Here is an 18942-nt window from a genome sequence, read left to right as displayed (position 1 = left end):
ACTTAACATGAAGGCAAAAGTTAATTGGACCAAGGTAGCAAAAGTCCTAAAATTCATCGCTACAGTAATAACCTCTGTTCTCGGATCGATAGCCGTACAGTCATGCGCACAGTAAACCTTATTATCATCCATTGCAGTGCCACTCGCAGCAACCGACGATTTACCGTCAAGGACCTCGAGAGCTGCCACAACGCCCGATTCCACAACAAGGGCATAGGCTATCACTACTACATTGAGCACGACGGACAGCTCTACGCCACCCGCGACGAAGACGAGATTGGTATACACGCCCGCCACTACAATGCCCACAGCATAGGCATCTGCTACGAAGGTGGATTAGACGAGAAAGGTAATCCAGCCGACACCCGCACCCCAGCCCAGAAACAAACGCTCATCGCATTGCTACGTAGTCTGAAGGTTGACTACCCCAATGCCGAGATCATTGGTCACCGCGACCTTCCCTGGGTAACCAAGGCCTGTCCCTGTTTCGACGCCCGCACCGAGTACCAGCACCTACAACCATTAGCTTTAGAACAGTAGTAACCATTAAAAGAGAATCCTCCAGCTTGCGATAAGCTGGGGGATTTTTTATCTATAAAACACTTTCTCGTTTATCCAGTAAAAGGCAATAATATATCAAAACGGGTATAATTTTAAATAATTTAAACGATTTTATACCCGAATTGATATAAAAGTAAGAGGATGTGCAAAAGAAATAGGCACATCCTCTTAATTGTTTACTCAACGATGATTCCGGTAACGGGAGAATACATATCAGGCAAATCGCGACTAAAATAGGTACGTTTATCGCAATAGAATGCCTTGAAATCCTGTTCAGAGGGATGTCCTGGAAAAACAGAGAAGAAATGAGTATCCTTCTCGTTCTTTCCTACATACTTATTTCGCCAGAAGGTTATGAAACTTATATGCACACCCGATGCTGTAGCAGGCTGTAAAATCTGGTCGGTCCAATAGCGAGGATTAGAAAAAGCTTCGAGACCGGTCTCGGTAACTGCACAGGGTTTCTGTTTCTTGGCTGACACAGCAGATAAACTCTTCAAACTGATATAGAAATCGATGGGATTCTCCTGCTCATAGAAATCATAACCAATCATGTCGACATAATCGTCGCCAGGCCACCAATAAGTAAAGCGCTCCTCACCATCAGCACCTCCCGACTGAGGCGAGATGATATAGATAAACTGGTGGACACCACCCCGCATCAGATAAGCCACGGTGTACCTCCAAAGGTTTACGAACTCAGACTCGGTTGCACAGCCACGGCCCCACCAGTTCCAGGTTTGTGTATGCTCGTGGAATGGACGAAAGATAATGGGGATTGGATGTCCGTTATCGTCCTTTAAATCCTTTACGAAGCTAATCAAACGATCTAACCATGTGTTAAACTTGGCCTGAGTATTGCTACCATTTTTCAGGATACCAGCCACAACAGCACGGCTCGAGTTGTCCCACGAATCACCACCGGTTAAAGGGTTATTAAGATGGCAACAAGCGGTAATCACCTCGCCACGGCGACGCGCTGCCAGAATGTTCTGCTTTGATTGCGCCACCCAATCGCTTTGGGGATTAAATCTATCATCCATCATACTGGCAAAGTCGAGACTATACACGGCAGGATAATCACCACACACGTCTTTCGTATCTGATTTTCCCTTAACGCCCTGCCAATGGCGACCATAGCTCAAATCATCGTGGTGACCGAACATAAAGCCTCGCTGCTGGATAGCCCATAAATTGGCATAGAGTGCTTTTGTCTCAGCTGTTGCATCTGGATCTACCATTTTCAGGGTAGTATGAGCCCCTATGTTAGTATAGCTACATACTAACATTATCAATATATAAAACTTGTTCATTTTTACGTTGTTATTTAGATATTGTTGAGTATTGTTATCTTTAATTGTTTTCTAAAATCGTCCTCATTCAAATCAGTCTTGACATATACCTGCTTCTTTGCACCTGGTATCAAGTCAAAATAGTTATCACTAAAGAAATTGTCGGTACCATCGAGCGACAGGAACACACCTCTTGCCACCTTATCGGCCGAAATCACCAATCGATAGCCATCAACAACCTTTATCATCTGGTAGACCACTGCAGACTTCTTGAACTTAACGTCCTTTGGTGGCTTCAGGTAAAAGATGTTACCATAGTGTTCCCTATCGGTAAACTCGGCAAGTATGACCACCTGGTCGGTCTGTTCATGATTCAACAACTGCTTGACGGGGACAGAGAATACATTCTTCGACACATTAGCAGGCACACGCACTTGCTTAGTGTGCTGATTCCTGACAGCACCATCCATATCGAGGACCTTTATCGACAGCTGACCGGAAGTTGAAGTAAGACGGTCGTTGACAATATAAACCTGCAGATTACCGTCCTTCTCAATCGGAGAGACAAGTATATCACGATACGAGTTACGCATCAGATAATGTGCAGCCTTCCATCTTCCGTAATAATCACGAGTGGCCCACGATGCTACTGGCCAGCAGTCGTTAATCTGCCAAAGCAGTGTGCCCCAACAGTAACCTTTCTCGCGGCGATGCGATTCGATAGCTGTCTTCATAGCATCGCCCTGCATCAGCTGGCCTACATACAGCAACGATTCGAAATCCTTAGGACGTTTATACTCACTGAGCAGATAAGACTCTATCAGCTGATTGGCATGCATACCGCCACGCTGGTGCGACATCATAACATCCGAATAGATATCCCAGTCGTTGGGTTGTGGTGCAAACTGTTTAACCGACTCAAACTCAGGGAAACTCTGCATACCGTATTCGCTACAGAAACGGAAACGTGTATTATTATACTCAGAGATGGGTTTCTTAGCATGCCATACTGCCCAATAGTGATAATCGCCAGATGTTTCTATGCTACCATGACCATAGCCACCAAAAGGCGATGAAGGCCAATAGGCTATGGCAGAATGATACTTACCAACAACCTCGGGCAGAAGATGATAGAACAGATCTTCGTATTCTTTCCAGACCTTTTCGGCATATTCAGGCTTCTGGTCTTCGAGTCGCTTTTTCCAGCCCCAGTTGTACCATCCGTCCTGACATTCGTTATTGCCACACCACAAGGCTATACAGGGGTGGTTGCGCAATCGGCGAACATTGTCGATGGCCTCCTGACGTATATTCTCCAACAAGGCACCTGATGCAGGATAGAGGCTACAGGCGAACATAAAATCCTGCCAGATAAGTATACCCTTCTCATCGCAAAGTTCATAGAAATAATCGTCTTCGTAGATACCGCCGCCCCACACTCTGAGCATATTCATGTTCACATCAACAGCATCCTGAATGGTTTTCTCGTAGACCGACTTTGTGACACGCGGCAGAAAATTATCGCAGGGGATATAGTCGGCTCCTTTCATGAACACACGTACACCATTCAACTCAAAACAGAACTCCTGCCCCCACTCGTCTTTCTGAGTGAGCAACTTGATGGAACGAATTCCCGTTCTCTGCGTATAAGTATCAGAAGAATCATCTTTTTGCACCTTTACATTAAAGGTATAGAGGTTGGGCTTGCCCAAGCCATTACACCACCAGAGTTTGGGGTTGTTGATACAGAACTCTAATGTCACCGTATTAACTCCTTTTTCCAGCTTTACCTTTTTATCGGCATAGTTGTTGCCAGCGTGATCTGTTGTCTGAACCATGGCCATTCCATCAGCATCGGCAAAGATTTCAACCGTCTGTCGGATTTTTGCCTTGGCCTTGCTAACCAGCGGCTGCTCGGTATACACATCGGTAATCCTAACGTCATTCCAAGCTACCAACGACACCTTTCGCCAAATGCCCGATGTAACCAGTCGAGGCCCCCAGTCCCAACCATAATGATAACCGGCTTTGCGGGCAAAGATACTGATTTTCTTATCAAAAAGTCCACCATTCTCCGACTGGTCGTTGGCTGCTTCGTAATGGTATGGCAGTGCATCCCATTTAGGCACGTCGACTTTGACGGGCGAATGGAAATAAACCTTCAGCTCATTATCCGAGCGTTTCAACAATTGACGGATATCGGCTTTCCATCTGCGGAACATGTTGTCAGCCTTGATAATCAGACTGTCGTTCAGGTAAACATCGGCATAGGTATCAAGACCATCGAACTCTATCCAGACATTATGTTTGGAGAATATGCTCTCATCCACACCGAATGCGGTTCTATATATCCAGTCTTCCTTATCAATCCACTGCACACCACGCTCGTTCAATCCGATAAAAGGATCGGGGATGATGCCGTTGGCCATCAAGTCGGTATGCACGGTGCCCGGCACTATGGCAGGAAGCCAATTGCCCTGTCGAACCTGCTTGAACTGCCAATCTGATCTCAACTCTACTCTTTGAACATTATTTGCCATAATTCCTAAAAAACAGAATATTGTAACGATTAAAAATATACATCTCTTTTCCATGCTAATTTACAGTTATATGGCTTGGTAAACTATACATATCATTCAGATCCTTGCTGAACAGGGTCAGCTCACTATTGTAGAACTTTACAAAATCGGAGGCCGAAGGATGTCCACCATAAACTGAATAATAATGTTTATCGGCTTCGTTGCCATTGACAAACTTGTTTCGCCACATCACAATCATACTAACCTTGCGTCCTGCGGCTGGTGTCAATATCTGCTTGGTCCAATAATTCTTATCAGTAAATGATTCCACACCGGTTTCGGTTACGCCACAAGGCTTGTGTTTATTGGCCGACAAATCAGAGAGAGTCTTGAGATTGTGTGAGAACACCTCTGGATTCAAGCCATGATAACAGTCCATGCCTATAAAATCAACATAATCGTCGCCAGGCCAGCGAAACAGGAAATCATCCATCGTCTTGCGACTGTCCATCTGTGGCGAAACAGCATAGATAAAATGATGAACACCTGCATGTTGCAGATAATCTACAGTAAATCGCCATAAACTGATAAACTCCGCCTCGGTAGTACACGACTTACCCCACCACGACCAGGTTTGTGTATGCTCATGAAAGGGACGGAAGATAATAGGAATAAAACGTCCGTTATCATCTTTCAAACTCAGCGCAAACGTAACCAATCTGTCAAGCCACGACTTGAACTTAAGTTGCGTGGCACTGCCATCAGTAAGGATCTCTGCTACTACCATATGGCTCGAGTTATCCCACGAGTCGCCTCCTGTCAAAGGATTATTCAGATGGCAGCAGGCAGTAATCACTTCACCACGACGGCGTGCTTCCAGAATGCAGCGTTTCCTGATGTCGTTTGCCTCTTTAGCTGTCTCATAACGGTCATCCATTATTTCTGCGAAATCGCAGCTAAACACAGCTGGATAATCGCCACAGACATCTTTGGTATCAGAGTTTCCAGACTTATTATACCAATATCTGCCATAAAAAAGATCATCGTGATGACCGAACATAAAACCTTTTTGCTGAACCTCCCATAAGTTAGCATACAGCGCCTTTGTTTCTGCAGTGGCCTGACTATCGGAAACAGAAAGAGTAACACTTCCTGAAGAAGGCTGCTCATGCTCTTTCTCTGTCTCATCGCCAGCTGCTGTACAAGATACAATGGGCAGCACGGAAATAAGACAAACTGCCCATTTTATTTTTCTATATATTGAAGTCATGTGTTATTTGATGTTTGTGTATAGAACAAACGACTGCGCCTTTACCGTTATGCGTTGGCCGCTGTTCAACGTTAGATTTTGTTCTACAGGAATGGGGAAACCATTAGTTCCCTTTAACTGATGGGGTTCTTCATACAAATACTTATCAGCATTGTTAATGACTGTAGGTAACGACAGCTGGATGGTCTTATCAGCATCGCCTACATTAACGATGGCAATGGTATTATGCCCTTGATACTCGCCAGCTACGCAGAACACGCCTTCATTGGCAACTCTACTTGTCTTGAGGATGTTAGTGCCTTTGGGGAAATACTTACACATTAATGACCAAGTGTAATACAATGGGCGCATGGCCTCCTCATCAGGTTTATTGAACACCTCGTTACCTAAGATATTCCATAGTCCCCAGATCTTTATGTCCTCAGGCCTTCCCGTATCACCATTGCTATGCATGGCATCATCGAGCATCCAGATAGCTAGCCCTGAGAAGCCATGGTTCATGACCTCCATGGCCAACATAGGCATGTCGAGTCCATAAAAGTAGTCGTAACAAAGCATGTTACAATCAGAACCCTTGGTAAAAGGATGATTCTCTACACGGCGCTTGTACTCGGCTAATAGCAGAGAGTCTTCGGTCTGCTGGTATTTGAAGCCCGCCTCGCCAAGCACGATTTTCTTTCCTGCAGGAACCTTACTTCTGAATGCAGCCAACGTCTCTCCGTACCTTCCGCTCCTAACCTCATACTGTCCTGGATAAGCATGAATATCATAAATACCAACAATAGAGTCGGCCATGGCTGCCGTATTAGTCACCCATCCGTAAGCATCGAATTCAGAATGAGGATTTTTGTAATGCGACACTACATCGGGACCTGCCAGCGATACCTTGTCGAGCAATCCGGGATACTCAGACATCTTCTGATGGAACCGATGCAGCATATCAAGCCATAAGCGATAATCGCCATTAGTCGAGGCCCAGTCGCCATCAGGCTCGTTGAATATCACAAAATGTTTGATGCAGGTAAAGCCTTGATCGCAGACGAGATAGTTGAGATAATCAACCGACATGTCGATCCATTTCTGATCAGCCTTCATCTCCCATGTAGGGGGATTGTATTCGCCAAAGATAACCGTGATTTGTTTCTGGGTGCAATACTTCAGCAGGCGCGAGATGGATTTTAGATGACGGGCTTTATCGTACGTTCCCGTTTGAGGGGTGTAATAACGGAACGGGCTATTGATCATGCAGCGCACATACTGCGGTTGCATAAAGTCGAGTCGCTTATATAGCGTCTGCCAGTCGTCGTCGGATACTTCAGTGCCCCACAACTCAGCCTCGTCGTACGGATCCCATTCTACACCATTACCAACGTAATCGGCGTTTATTACTTCATCGGCCACCTTAATCTCTACCACATCGTGCATTGAGCACGATGCAGTAAAGAAAGGAACAGCTAAACCAGCTAAAAGCATTCTTACATCCATAAAAACAATCTTAGTTTACCTTAGTTACACTTACCCAAAGTATTCTTGGCTTCTTGGCGAACTTATCATAGTCGCTATAAATATTCGTCCAATCATCAGTACCATTCAGAGAGAACTGGAATGCCTGATTGCTGACCGTGAAGCTCTTATCATAGCCCACATCTACAGTTCCTGCATCCACAAACTTACCGATAGTGGTCTTACCGTCCTTATCAATAAACGACACGGTTCCATCCGAATAGTTTCTGATCCAAGTACTCTCGCCCTCAGGAATCTGTCGATAAAACTTCTTTAAATCGATATCCACCCCCGACTCTTCCTTGTTCATACTACCATTGAAGATAAAATCGGCATACTTACCATCGGCTCCAGCATGGTTAATGCATGTGCCTGTGGTTGAACCATCGGGGGTTACACCTGTCATTGTAAACGTGAGCGTATTATCGCACTCTACCTCCGGACCATAGGTATCCGACCAGCACCATGGCTTATCGGCCAGCTGCATGATGGCTCCACCACCATACTCTGGGCCAGTACCACCGAATATGGTGAGGGCATTTACCTGATAAGTGCCTGTCAGAGTCTCTGTAAACTCCGACACGTTGATAGTATACGTTCTTGTTTCGCCCAGTGTAGAGGTAACGGTAAACGAAGCCTTGCCATTGCTGAAATCCATAGCATCGCCTACTTTTACCGAGCTCTGGGCCTGATACGACACTTGGATAGCGGTTAGTTTAACACTCGACATATTGGACTGGGCACCAACATTGATGGCCAGATCAATATTTCCAGTTGTGGCATCGGTATTCTCAATCATTGCTACACCTATCTGATTTTCGAACTCAATTTCTATAACGGAACGCTCATGGTTCCAACCACCGTTATTAATATCATCCTGCATATCTTTTACGCACGACTGTAACAACAGCACACCAACAAGCAGGAAAACATATTTCCTTATATATTTCATAACGTTTTTTTTTATGTTTTATTATCTTAAACTACCATTTAAATTAATTTCGGCCTGAGGAATCGGATAGAAAGTTACCTGATCTTCGGAAAGACCAGCAGCCTCGGCAACACTCTGGATTCGGTTAGTACGGCGCAGATCGTACATATAATCGCCCTCGTAAGCCATTTCAAACTTACGTTCCTGTATAACTGCCTGTCGGAACTCATCCTGATTTAGATTGCGAGCCATATCGCCAAGTCCGGCACGATGACGAATATAGTTAACTAATTCATATGATTTATCAGTAGGACCAGCAGCCTCTGCATATATCAGCGCCACATCAGAGAAACGAATCAGGAAAGGGCGTGTGCTGGTTTTATCACCATCGTAATTAGGATCGATGTACTTACGACAGAAGGGATAAGGCAATGCGCCTGGGTACTCCACATTCAAACTGCCATCTGCTCGATAAACCTTGCTCACAATCAAATCGGTCTTACGCTTATCGCTAGCATCGAAACTATTATAGAACTCTGGCGTAGTGCGGTATTCACCCCATCCGTCGTGCGAAGGTATATACGTATCGGTATCGCCCTGCTTCAGATAGATAGCCGCACCGTCGATATATGGTATGAACATCTTAGATATCTTAGAGTATTGACCCTCTGTTGTACCCGATCGGTCCATGGCCATCATAAAGATATGCTCTTTACCGTGACTTTTCTCTACATCATAGATGTCCAACAAGTTACCCTCGAAACCATAGGTTGACTGGCTATTGATGACCTGACCAGCATAGTAGGCAGCACTATCATACATCTCTTTGATATCACGGTGCATATCACGATACAGCATCACATTATGCTCTTTGGCTGAAGCTACATAGAGATAGGCCTTTGCTGCCAACGATTGCGCTGCCACACGGTCGGTACGTCCGGTTTTAGGTGTATCGTAAACTGGCAGGATATCAGATGCCTTACGGCAATCACCAAGAATAAGATCATAAAGCTCATCCAGGTTAGATGCAAAGGGCGATGAAGTTTCATCAAGTTCGTCAACCATTGTTGTATGCATGGGCACCAAGCCAAAATTCCTAACCAGGTTAAAATAGTTCCATGCACGCAGGAAATAGGCCTCGCCTAAGATTTGCTTACGAGCATTCTCGTCGAAAGATGCATTCTCAACATTCTGGATAACAGCATTGGCTCTGTTCACACCGATAAATGCATATTTAAAGAAGTTTTCGAGTGTACCATTTGTCTTAAAATTGGCCACCTTCCAGTTATTCAGATCCTGATTGTCGGCTGCCGCATCTGATTTTGTTGTCAATTCCTCAGTAGGCATATCACCAAGGAAGAACACTGAGCGCGAATACTCCAGATAATTCAGCGTACCATAGGCATACGTCAACGAGGCCTCGGCATCAGCAGCAGTTTTATAAAAATTGTCTTCAGAGTAGAAACCATAAGGTTCCTCTTTCAGACTGCAAGCCCCCAACACAAATGTGCCGGCAAGCATTGTTATAAGATTTTTTGTTTTCATAATTACATTGTTGTTTTTAGAATGTTAAATCAAAACCAACGGTCCACTTACGAAGGCGTGGGAATCCACCGCTATACACACCATTAAGTCCTACTTCTGGATCGTATCCTTTGAATCCAGTGAATGTATAAAGATTCTGCACATTCAGGTAAAGGCGTGCCTTTTCAAGGAAACTGCGTTGAGGCATATTGAACGTATAACCCACACTGGCATTCTGAATACGTACAAACGAACCATCTTCTAACCACCAATCAGATATCTTAGTCTGACGGCCTTCACGCAAACGAGGATAATCATTGGTGGGGTTGTCGGGTGTCCAACGCAATGGAGAATTGCTTGAAGTGCCAAACTTCTGGGTATTCAGGACGTCCTGTCCGAACACACCATTTAAGAAGATGCTTGCATCCAGATGCTTGTAAGTGAAATTAAGTGCCAAACTGGCCGTAAAATCCGGATTAGGATCGCCAATCACACATTTATCAGCTTCGGAAATCTGTCCGTCACCATTCAAGTCAACATACTTAAACTCACCTGGCTGTGCATACTCGCCGGCAAGACCAGCGTCAATACCCTCATTCAATGTCTGTACTATGCCATCAACCTTATAGCCATAGAATGCATATACAGGCTGACCAATGGCCAAGATATTGGTATAATCGCGATACTGTTCCAGACTGTTGCCCGAATACTCAAAGAGCATACCTGTGAGTTCGTCGGTAATCAAGCCCGACTCCAGAGTATTTCCCAGACTTTTTACCTTATTACGATTCATGGAATAGATAAGAGTACCTGACAAGCTCATATCATGTGTACTGATGATATTACCCTCGACAGTGACTTCGAAACCGCGATTCTGTATTTTTCCATCATTAACCCACATCTTATCGTAGCTTGAAGACAGCGGCAGGTTTCGCTGACGGAGCAAATCACGCGTTTGCTTATCGTAGACATCAAGAGAGACACGAAGACGACGGTTAAAGAAAGCCATATCAATACCAAAGTCGGTCTGAGATGTTGTCTCCCACTTCAGGCTTGGATTAGGAATACCACTCCATACGCGATAAATATAACCAGGACCAGTCCAACCTGATACATAACCAGGACCTATCGTGGTTACCCATGTACCATCGTTGTAATACATATCGGTACCATATCGGCTCAGTGTTTGATAAGGGCTGATACCCTGATTACCAGAAACACCATAACTAAGACGGAACTTCAGTTCATCAAACAAATGAAGGTTCTTGATAAACTCCTCTTCCTGGGCTTTCCAGCTGATGGCACCAGAGGGGAAGAATGCCCATTTATTATTATCACCAAATTTTGAAGAGCCATCGGCACGTGCTGTCAAAGTAAGCAGATAACGATCGGCATAGGTATAGTTTGCACGAAACATTCCCGACAATAACGTATTGGTAGACAGACCGTTAGACACAACATTCTTCTCAGGGCTACCAGCTCCCATATTTTCATATCTTAATGCCTCGTTTACAAAATCACGAGCTGTAAGACTTGAACTACGGCTATGGTAATACTCCCATGAGAAACCTGCCATGACGCCAAGAGCATGGCGACCAAAGTCTTTCTGGAAGTTGGCAAAAGTCTCGGATACCAGATTGGTTCCTCCCCAATTAGACATCACTGCCTGACCATTATTCATAGTTCCTGCTTCGGTGTAGGTCTTAGGATAATAAGCATCGCTAGTAGACTTTCCGAATTTGTAATTCAACTGTTCGGTAATTTTAAGTTCTGGAAGAGGCTGCCATTCAAAGGCCAATGAGGAAATCACATCGATGGTCTGCGACTTGTTTACCTGATTGTCAGAAATGGCAATAGGATGACTATAGTCGCTGGCATTCAGCAGGTAATACGATCCATCCTCATTATACACAGGATAAATAGGATTTCGCCAGAATGCCAAGCCATTATTTGTGTTACGCCAACCTGCACTCAAAATATTAGAAAAACGGATTTTGAAGTTATCGAACACGTTATGGTCAACACTCAGATTGTAGCCACCTTTTTTATATGAGTCCTTAATGTACATGCCCTGGTCGGTAAAGTAATTTGCACTAAGATTGAACATGGTTCTATCGTTAGAACTTGAAATGGTAGCCGTGGTATTATTAGAGATAGGATGGTCGCGGAAGACCAGATCAGACCAGTCAGTACGCGTAGTCCACGTTGTCATCAATTCATTGATACTAGGATAATAGATGCCTGCAGAGTTTATTTTACCCACATACATGGGTTCCAGATTGCCATTAATACGCGATTCATTGTTAAGAGTAGCCATCAACACCGGGTCGCGCCAAACATCGAGTTTTCCACTAAACTCCGACAAGGTGAGCTGCTGACGTACGGTGATATTGGTAGTTCCTGTTTTAGCACGCTTAGTGGTAACCATAATAACACCATTAGCACCACGCGATCCATATATAGCACTGGCCGATGCATCTTTAAGCACTTCGATATTAACGATATCGGCAGGGTTTATCTGTTTCAGATCGCCAGCATCGCCTAAAGGAAACCCATCAACAACCACAAGAGGAGCATTAGAGCCATTTAACGAACTACCACCACGGATACGAACCGTGGATGATGCACCTGGATCTTGTGACGAATTAACCACCTGTAAACCTGCAGCACGTCCCTGCAGCAAACTCTCAACAGAATTGGCAGGTATTTCCTGCAACTTATCCATCTTTACTGTTGCTACAGAACCTGTCAGATCACTTTTCTTCACACTACCGTAACCGATAACAACCACTTGATCTAACACCTGGCTATCATCCTCCATCATTACATCGATGGTCCTATCACTACCAACAACTACCGTTTTATCAGCCATTCCTACATACGAGAAACGCAGAATGGAACCTTTACGTACCTTATTTATTTTATAAAAGCCATCCAAATCGCTAATAGTACCAGTAGATTTTCCTTCACATTGTATGGTGACACCTATCAGTGGAGCACCAGAGGTATCCTTCACACGCCCAGACACATCGATGGTCTCAGGCGACTGTGCATAGATTGCATTCGAGCAATAAATGAGACAGACAGTCAGTACCAATTTCGACACAACTGCCATAAAATTCAGGTTCTTAATCCTTTTCATTTTTAATTCATTATAGATGTTGTTTATATGCTCAAGTGCTTCTTCACCCGGGATTTGAATCAGCAAACTTTCACGCTGCAAAGGTAGAGATATCTTTGCAATTATTGATTATAATAAATGTCCTAAGGCTATACTATTTTGAACACCTAACGATTTAACATTTCTTTAGGTCAGACAAACTTACAGGTATCAGATTTTAAATAGTTAATCAGGTCGTTTAAGGGGCATGTGGCCAAACCGATATTCATATCAGCAGCACCATAATAAACATATAACGTGTCGTCAACAACCACATTTCCCGTGGGAAAAACACAGCCATGATACATACCATTGAGTTCGTAGTCTAACTCAGGTTCAAGAATAGGCTGAGGTGTACGGGCAATCATCTTCAGTGGATTATCAATATCAAGCAGAACAGCCCCCACTCGGTAAAAGCCACATCCACCATGTTCAACACCATGGTAAAGCATTAACCATCCAGCCTCAGTACGGATAGGCGGTGTGCTGCCTCCGATTTTCTCTTCCCAAGTACCCTCGATACCAGTCATCAGCAGGTGGCTTTCTTTGGATTCCCAATCAAGCAAGTCGTCAGAGAACTTTATCCAAACCGACGGATACTTTACACCATACTCATCGCCAACATACTGTTTAGGGCGATGCAACATCACATACTTACCACCCACCTGCTCTGGGAACAAGATAACATCACGATCGTCGAGAACAGGTGAGGTCAAGCGGCCTAAACGCTTAAAATTCACGAAATCCTTAGTAACAGCCAACGCTGTATTTCCCAGATTCTGTTTAATGGCCAACGGAGCATGATCACCACACTCGGGCAATAATACAACATCGTGCGCAAACGTCCAATATTGGCCTGGTGCATAAGGGCGATAAGCATAGGTGATATAAAAATCATCGTCGAACTTCACGATGCGAGGATCTTCAATGCAACCACTGTCATATCCATCAATACTTGGTCCAAACGCAAACTCTTTAGATGAACGTTCAAAATGAACACCGTCCTTACTTGTAGCTAACCCAAAACGGATAACATGTTCTTTATCGTTTCCTGCCGCACGATACAGCATATAGAATATACCTTTATCGTAGATAACACCGGGATTACAGGTAATCAGAGACTCCCACTCGTTAATAGGATTGGGAGTTAGTATGGGATTCTCACTTGATTTAATCAGTTTCATTTTTATATTACTTTATTAATATGTCATTTATGCAAAAACATACAATACAACAAAACAACACACCACCAGAATCAAAGCTGCATTGAAATAATTATCATACCAAGGTTTAGTATAAGCTGTAGCTAACTCAAATCTGAAATCATGCATTGAGAACGTGGTATCCTGCAACTTACTTGTATATGGCTTGACAAAGCACAGACTAGCAACATACGTAACAACAGCACTGGCTACAAATAAGAAAGGAACAATCAACAGGAAGTGAAGATGCCCGAATATCTCAGTTTTATAGAACAGCATCACGACAGCCATTCCCAAACCAAAAAGCAAGCCGATAAAAGCACCTGAGCCATTAATGCGTTTACAAAAAACACCGAGCAGGAATGTTGCCACTATAGGCGGTGCAATATACGAAAGCATTTCCTGATAGTACTTCAGCAACGACCCGAATTTACCTATCTGCGGAGCCCAAATAGCAGCAATCACCATGATAACGCACGAAACAATCTTGCCTACCACAACCAACTGCTTAGATGATGCATGGGGAACAAATTTAGCGTAAAAGTCCATCGTAAACAACGTTGATGCAGAATTAAAGATGGCACTCAATGTTGATGTAAGAGCAGATAGTAACGCAGCAAGCATCACGCCAAGAAGACCTGCTGGTGCCAACTTTAAAACCATATTAGGATAAACCATATCAGGTGATTCCAAACCAGGGAATAAATCTCGAGCTATCAAGCCAGGAATGGCTATAATAAATAGCGTTATCAAAGTAAAGAAACCTGCCAGAAGCACGCCTTTACGCCCTTGATCAATGCTCTTTGAACTCAACACACGTTGTACCAGCGTTTGGTTGTTGGCCCAGAAATACAATCCAAGAATAGGCATACCAACAATGAGACCAGGCCATGGCGTAGAAATGTCATCAACAGGACGAATCAACTTGGCCATTATATCATGGTTTTCATACAAATCCAGGAAATAATCCCCTCCCCTTTCAAAACAGATGACAGTTAGTACAATTGAACCTAAAATCAGAATAATAGCCTGAATCAGTTCGGCATTAATTGCCGAAGACAAACCGCCAGGAATGGTATACGAGGCACATATCAAGGCAAAGACAATGACAAGAGTCTGCATGTCGGCCTCGGGATAAACCAGTTTAATAATCAAAGCAGCAGCATAAAGTGCACCTGCGGCATCAAGAAATATGTTACCTATGATACAAATACCAGAAAAATAATAACGAGAGCGACTATCAAAACGTTTTTCAAGAAACTCTGGTATGGTAAAAATATGCGATTTGAGATACAATGGCAGCAAGAATATGGCGAAGAAGACCATCACCAATACGCCTGTAAGGTTATAATTGAACACTGCCAGACCTGTAGCATATGAATCGCCCGACTGACCAATCAATGTTGTACTTGATATGCTTGCAGCAAATAGCGACAAACCTACCATCCACCAAGACATACCGCGACCACCTAGAAAATAGGATTGAGAATCACTGCTCTTTCCGTTTTTCAGTCCCCACCACACAATCACCGACATATAAGCGATAACGATAGTGATATCAACCCAACTGATAGTAAAATGCTCCATATTATGGCAAACTATATTTATTTGATGTTTCTGGGTGCAAAATTATCTATTAATTTGCAATTCTTGATATCAAATTCCGCTCAATGATTATACTTTTTTGAACTATTCATTGTTTGTTCACAAATAATTCATATTTTTGCAGCAGAAAATCAAAAAACTATTACTCTATGCTCAAAGACTTTCAAAAAGAGATTATCCCAATCGCAGATGAAGACTTATTTGTGGTACTAAATCACCCCAATGCAAAGTTTGACTATCCTGTACATTACCATTCTGAATATGAGATTAATTTAGTAATGAACACGCACGGGGAGCGAGTAGTTGGCGATTCGGTGCGTCAGTTTGATGAATTAGATCTGGTAATGACAGGTCCTAATGTTCTCCACGCCTGGAGGGGTGAGGTAGTAGAGGGTAACCATGTTATTACAATACAATTTACTGAAGGGCTCAATGACTTTCCTATTATGAAAAAACGTCTATTTGCACCAATCAAACAATTACTATCCGATGCTCAACATGGATTGTATTTTTCCAAGAAGTCAACAGAAGCAATAAGAGACAAAATCATTCATCTGACACAAACAAAAGGCTTTCAATCGGTACTTGAGTTTTTCTCGATTCTCTATGATCTAGCCTGTGCTGACTATTCCGTACTCACTAGCAATCAATACAATGCATCAGCTGTATTGACAACCTCGAAGAGCCGACGAATTGCCAAAGTATGCGATTATATGGAGAAGAAACACTACGATGCGATATCACTATCCGAAGTTGCATCATTGGTTGGCATGTCGGAATCTGCTTTCAGTCATTTCTTCAAAAAGAAAACAGGAGGCACTTTTATTGACTACCTTAACAACCAAAGAATAGCCATTGCTTGTAAGTTACTAGCCGAAACCAGTAATAATGTAGCCGAGATATGCTATTCAAGCGGCTTCAACAATCTATCGAACTTCATCCGAATGTTTAAAAAACGAAAGGGAATTACTCCTAATGAATACCGGATCATGATGAACCAAATGCTCATAAAATATTAGCCTTTCAATTTTTTAAAATGATTCAACACGATTTAGCAATGATATTAAGCACAATATGTATACCTTTGCCGCCAGATTCATTTTTGGTACGTAATTGATAATTGGTTAGTTAAAAAGAGGGTGTGTCAGAACGCTGACACACCCTCAATTTATTTGGATTGTTTATTTACACATGATACCGCGTTTGGTATTCTCGAGGAATGTGATGATATTGCGGATTTCGGGACCGTCGGGCACCTGTTCCTTAATCTGATTAATCACATCGAACACACTCGTCTTACCATGGAACAACAAACGGTAGGCATTGGCAATATGCTTCTGAACCTTTGGGTCGATCTCGGCGTAGTTCATCACAGTGGTGTTAGGACCGCCATATTCCATGGGCGAACCACCGGCAATTACGTAAGGAGGCACATCGTGAGAGAAGGTGCAACCAGCCTGGATGAGCGAGAGGTCGCCAGCACGGGTGTTGGCATTCTGGATGGCACCCGACGAGAAGATAACACCGTTACCAATCTCGCAGTCGCCTGCTATCTTAGTACCATAGCCAAACACGCAGTTATCGCCCACCACGGTATCGTGGCTGATGTGGGTACCCTCGAGCAGGAAGTTGTGATTACCAATCTTGGTAACACCATCCTTGTTGGTACCGCGGTTGATAACCACGTTCTCGCGGATGACATTGTTATCGCCTATCTCAACATACGACTTGGCACCACGGAAGTTAAAATCCTGTGGCAGGGCAGCAATCACCGAGCCCTGATGGATTTTATTGTTCTTACCGATGCGCGAGCCGTCGCAGATGCTAACGAAGGGGAAGATGATACAGTTGTCACCAATCACCACATCGTCCTCGATATACACAAAGGGGAATATCTTACAGTTGTCGCCAATCTTGGCCTTTGGGCTAATCTCGGCTTTTGGACTTATTTCACTTGCCATAACTATTCACTATTCGTTAATCGTTATTCACTATTAATTGGCGCCGCCACCGAGGGCCTGATAGAGGCTTACTACAGCCTGCATTTTTGAGAGCTGGTCGGTAACCTCGCTAATCTCGGCATTCAGCAGATTGCTCTGAGCGGTAATCACCTCGAGATAGGTGGTGTTGCTTGACGACTCCATCAAACGTTTGGTGTCCTCGACATTCTTCTTGAGAACCTCTACACGCTTGCCATCGAGCTCGGCCTTCTGACTGTAAGAGTTGTAGGCTACGAGGGCATTCGACACCTCGTTACCTGCCTTGTAGATAGCGTTCTGCCACTTGTTGTAAGCCTGCTCGTACTGCATCTTGGCCACCTTAAGACCTGCCACAATCTGTCCGTGCTGGAAGATGGGCTGAGTGAGCGAGCCAACAGCCGAGAGCAACCACTTACCTGGATTGATTGTACCACTATTGTTGGTAAAGGCTGCTGTACCAGTGATGCTAATGCTGGGATAGAAACGGCTACGGGCCGTCTCCACATCGTAGAAGCACTGAGCAAGCGACATCTCATACTGGTGCACATCGGCACGGTTAGCCAGCATCTGGATACCTACACCTGTCGAGAGGTCGGTTGGCAGCGACTGACCAGCGAACTTGCCACGGGCGATGGCCTGACCAGGCTGACCCAGCAACAGCGAGAGCGAATTCTCGGTCTCACGCAGCTGGCGCTCCAGATCTACACGCTGACTCTGTACCTGATAGTAGGCAGCCTCGGCACTCTGAACGGCTGTAGAGCGATAGCCTGCGCGGTTCTCGTGCATAAACTGCATCTTCTCCCAAGTCTCCTTGGTGAGCTGCTCCATATCGGTAACAATCTCCATCTGGCGATCGATCATGAGCAGGGTGTAATACAGGTTGGCGATGGTAGAGATGACGTTGGTCTTTACTACCGTCTGGTAATCCTTAGTAGCGATGAGCTGCATCTGGGCCGAGCGCTTAGCACTGAGCAGATTGCCGAACAGATCGACATTCCAGCTGGCCGAGATGGGCAGTGAGTACGACTTGGTAGCTGCAGCACCATCGAACGAGGTGAGTGAACCCTGTGGACTTACTGCTACTGAGGGCAGGAAGGCCAGCTTGGCCACCTTGAGTGCCTCGTTAACCATCTGCACGTTGAGGGCGGCATTCAGCAGGTCGGGATTGTTATCGAGACCTTGCTGGATGAGTGCCTGCAACTGTGGATCGGTGAATACCGAGCGCCAAGGCATATTGCCAAAGGTGGTGGTATCCTGTACAGCCAAAGTATCGGTCAGCGACTGAGTGTCGCGAATCAATCCCTTGGTGTCCACCTCGGGGCGCTCGTATTTATTATAGAGTCCGCAGCTTGTCAGCATCAAAGCTGCAGACATGCATATCATGAGTTTCTTCATA

13 protein-coding genes are annotated in these 18942 nt (G+C 44.4%); 2 read left to right on the top strand and 11 right to left on the bottom strand.

Features of this window, described 5'->3' with window-relative positions; genetic code table 11:
* The first annotated feature begins 102 nt into the window (after positions 1-102).
* Entirely contained in the window at positions 103-540 is a 438-nt protein-coding gene (locus T500_RS0112430) for an N-acetylmuramoyl-L-alanine amidase (RefSeq protein WP_028908384.1), read from the top strand.
* Positions 541-737: 197 nt separating this feature from the next.
* Here the strand turns inward: T500_RS0112430 and T500_RS15970 are convergent, their stop codons facing one another.
* From T500_RS15970 to T500_RS0112385, 9 genes are all read right to left on the bottom strand, one after another.
* Entirely contained in the window at positions 738-1802 is a 1065-nt protein-coding gene (locus T500_RS15970; RefSeq protein WP_230580908.1) for a glycoside hydrolase family 26 protein, read from the bottom strand.
* Positions 1803-1888: 86 nt separating this feature from the next.
* Positions 1889-4393: a glycoside hydrolase family 2 protein gene (locus T500_RS0112420; RefSeq protein ID WP_230580907.1), complete on the bottom strand. Its 2505-nt coding sequence runs from the start codon at positions 4391-4393 to the stop codon at positions 1889-1891.
* Positions 4394-4448: 55 nt separating this feature from the next.
* On the bottom strand, positions 4449-5642 hold the full coding sequence (locus tag T500_RS0112415) for a glycoside hydrolase family 26 protein (RefSeq protein WP_028908382.1): 1194 nt from the start codon (positions 5640-5642) through the stop codon (positions 4449-4451).
* 3 nt (positions 5643-5645) lie between these two features.
* On the bottom strand, positions 5646-7127 hold the full coding sequence (locus T500_RS0112410; protein WP_028908381.1) for a hypothetical protein: 1482 nt from the start codon (positions 7125-7127) through the stop codon (positions 5646-5648).
* A gap of 10 nt (positions 7128-7137) precedes the next feature.
* Positions 7138-8097 carry a hypothetical protein gene (locus T500_RS0112405; RefSeq protein WP_028908380.1) on the bottom strand — a complete coding sequence of 320 codons (960 nt, stop codon included), beginning with the start codon at positions 8095-8097 and terminating at the stop codon, positions 7138-7140.
* A 21-nt stretch (positions 8098-8118) separates the two neighbouring features.
* Entirely contained in the window at positions 8119-9621 is a 1503-nt protein-coding gene (locus T500_RS0112400; RefSeq protein ID WP_028908379.1) for a RagB/SusD family nutrient uptake outer membrane protein, read from the bottom strand.
* 16 nt (positions 9622-9637) lie between these two features.
* Positions 9638-12742 (bottom strand): SusC/RagA family TonB-linked outer membrane protein, encoded by a 3105-nt coding sequence (locus T500_RS0112395; protein ID WP_036909077.1) that lies wholly within the window; start codon positions 12740-12742, stop codon positions 9638-9640.
* A 170-nt stretch (positions 12743-12912) separates the two neighbouring features.
* Positions 12913-13944, bottom strand: coding sequence for a glycosidase (locus T500_RS0112390; protein ID WP_028908377.1), 1032 nt, complete (start codon positions 13942-13944; stop codon positions 12913-12915).
* Between the two features lie 27 nt (positions 13945-13971).
* On the bottom strand, positions 13972-15549 hold the full coding sequence (locus tag T500_RS0112385; protein WP_028908376.1) for a sodium:solute symporter: 1578 nt from the start codon (positions 15547-15549) through the stop codon (positions 13972-13974).
* Positions 15550-15716: 167 nt separating this feature from the next.
* Between T500_RS0112385 and T500_RS0112380 the strand changes: the two genes are divergently transcribed.
* A complete protein-coding gene (locus T500_RS0112380) occupies positions 15717-16586 on the top strand; it encodes an AraC family transcriptional regulator (protein WP_028908375.1) in 870 nt (289 codons plus the stop codon).
* A gap of 162 nt (positions 16587-16748) precedes the next feature.
* Here the strand turns inward: T500_RS0112380 and lpxA are convergent, their stop codons facing one another.
* Positions 16749-17528, bottom strand: coding sequence for an acyl-ACP--UDP-N-acetylglucosamine O-acyltransferase (lpxA, locus tag T500_RS0112375; RefSeq protein WP_028908374.1), 780 nt, complete (start codon positions 17526-17528; stop codon positions 16749-16751).
* Between the two features lie 33 nt (positions 17529-17561).
* Entirely contained in the window at positions 17562-18941 is a 1380-nt protein-coding gene (locus tag T500_RS0112370) for an efflux transporter outer membrane subunit (RefSeq protein ID WP_028908373.1), read from the bottom strand.
* Position 18942 lies beyond the last annotated feature (1 nt).

The organism is Xylanibacter ruminicola Ga6B6 (genome assembly GCF_000687715.1).
Lineage (GTDB): Bacteria > Bacteroidota > Bacteroidia > Bacteroidales > Bacteroidaceae > Prevotella > Prevotella ruminicola_B.
This window is presented reverse-complemented; position numbering and strand designations above follow the sequence as displayed.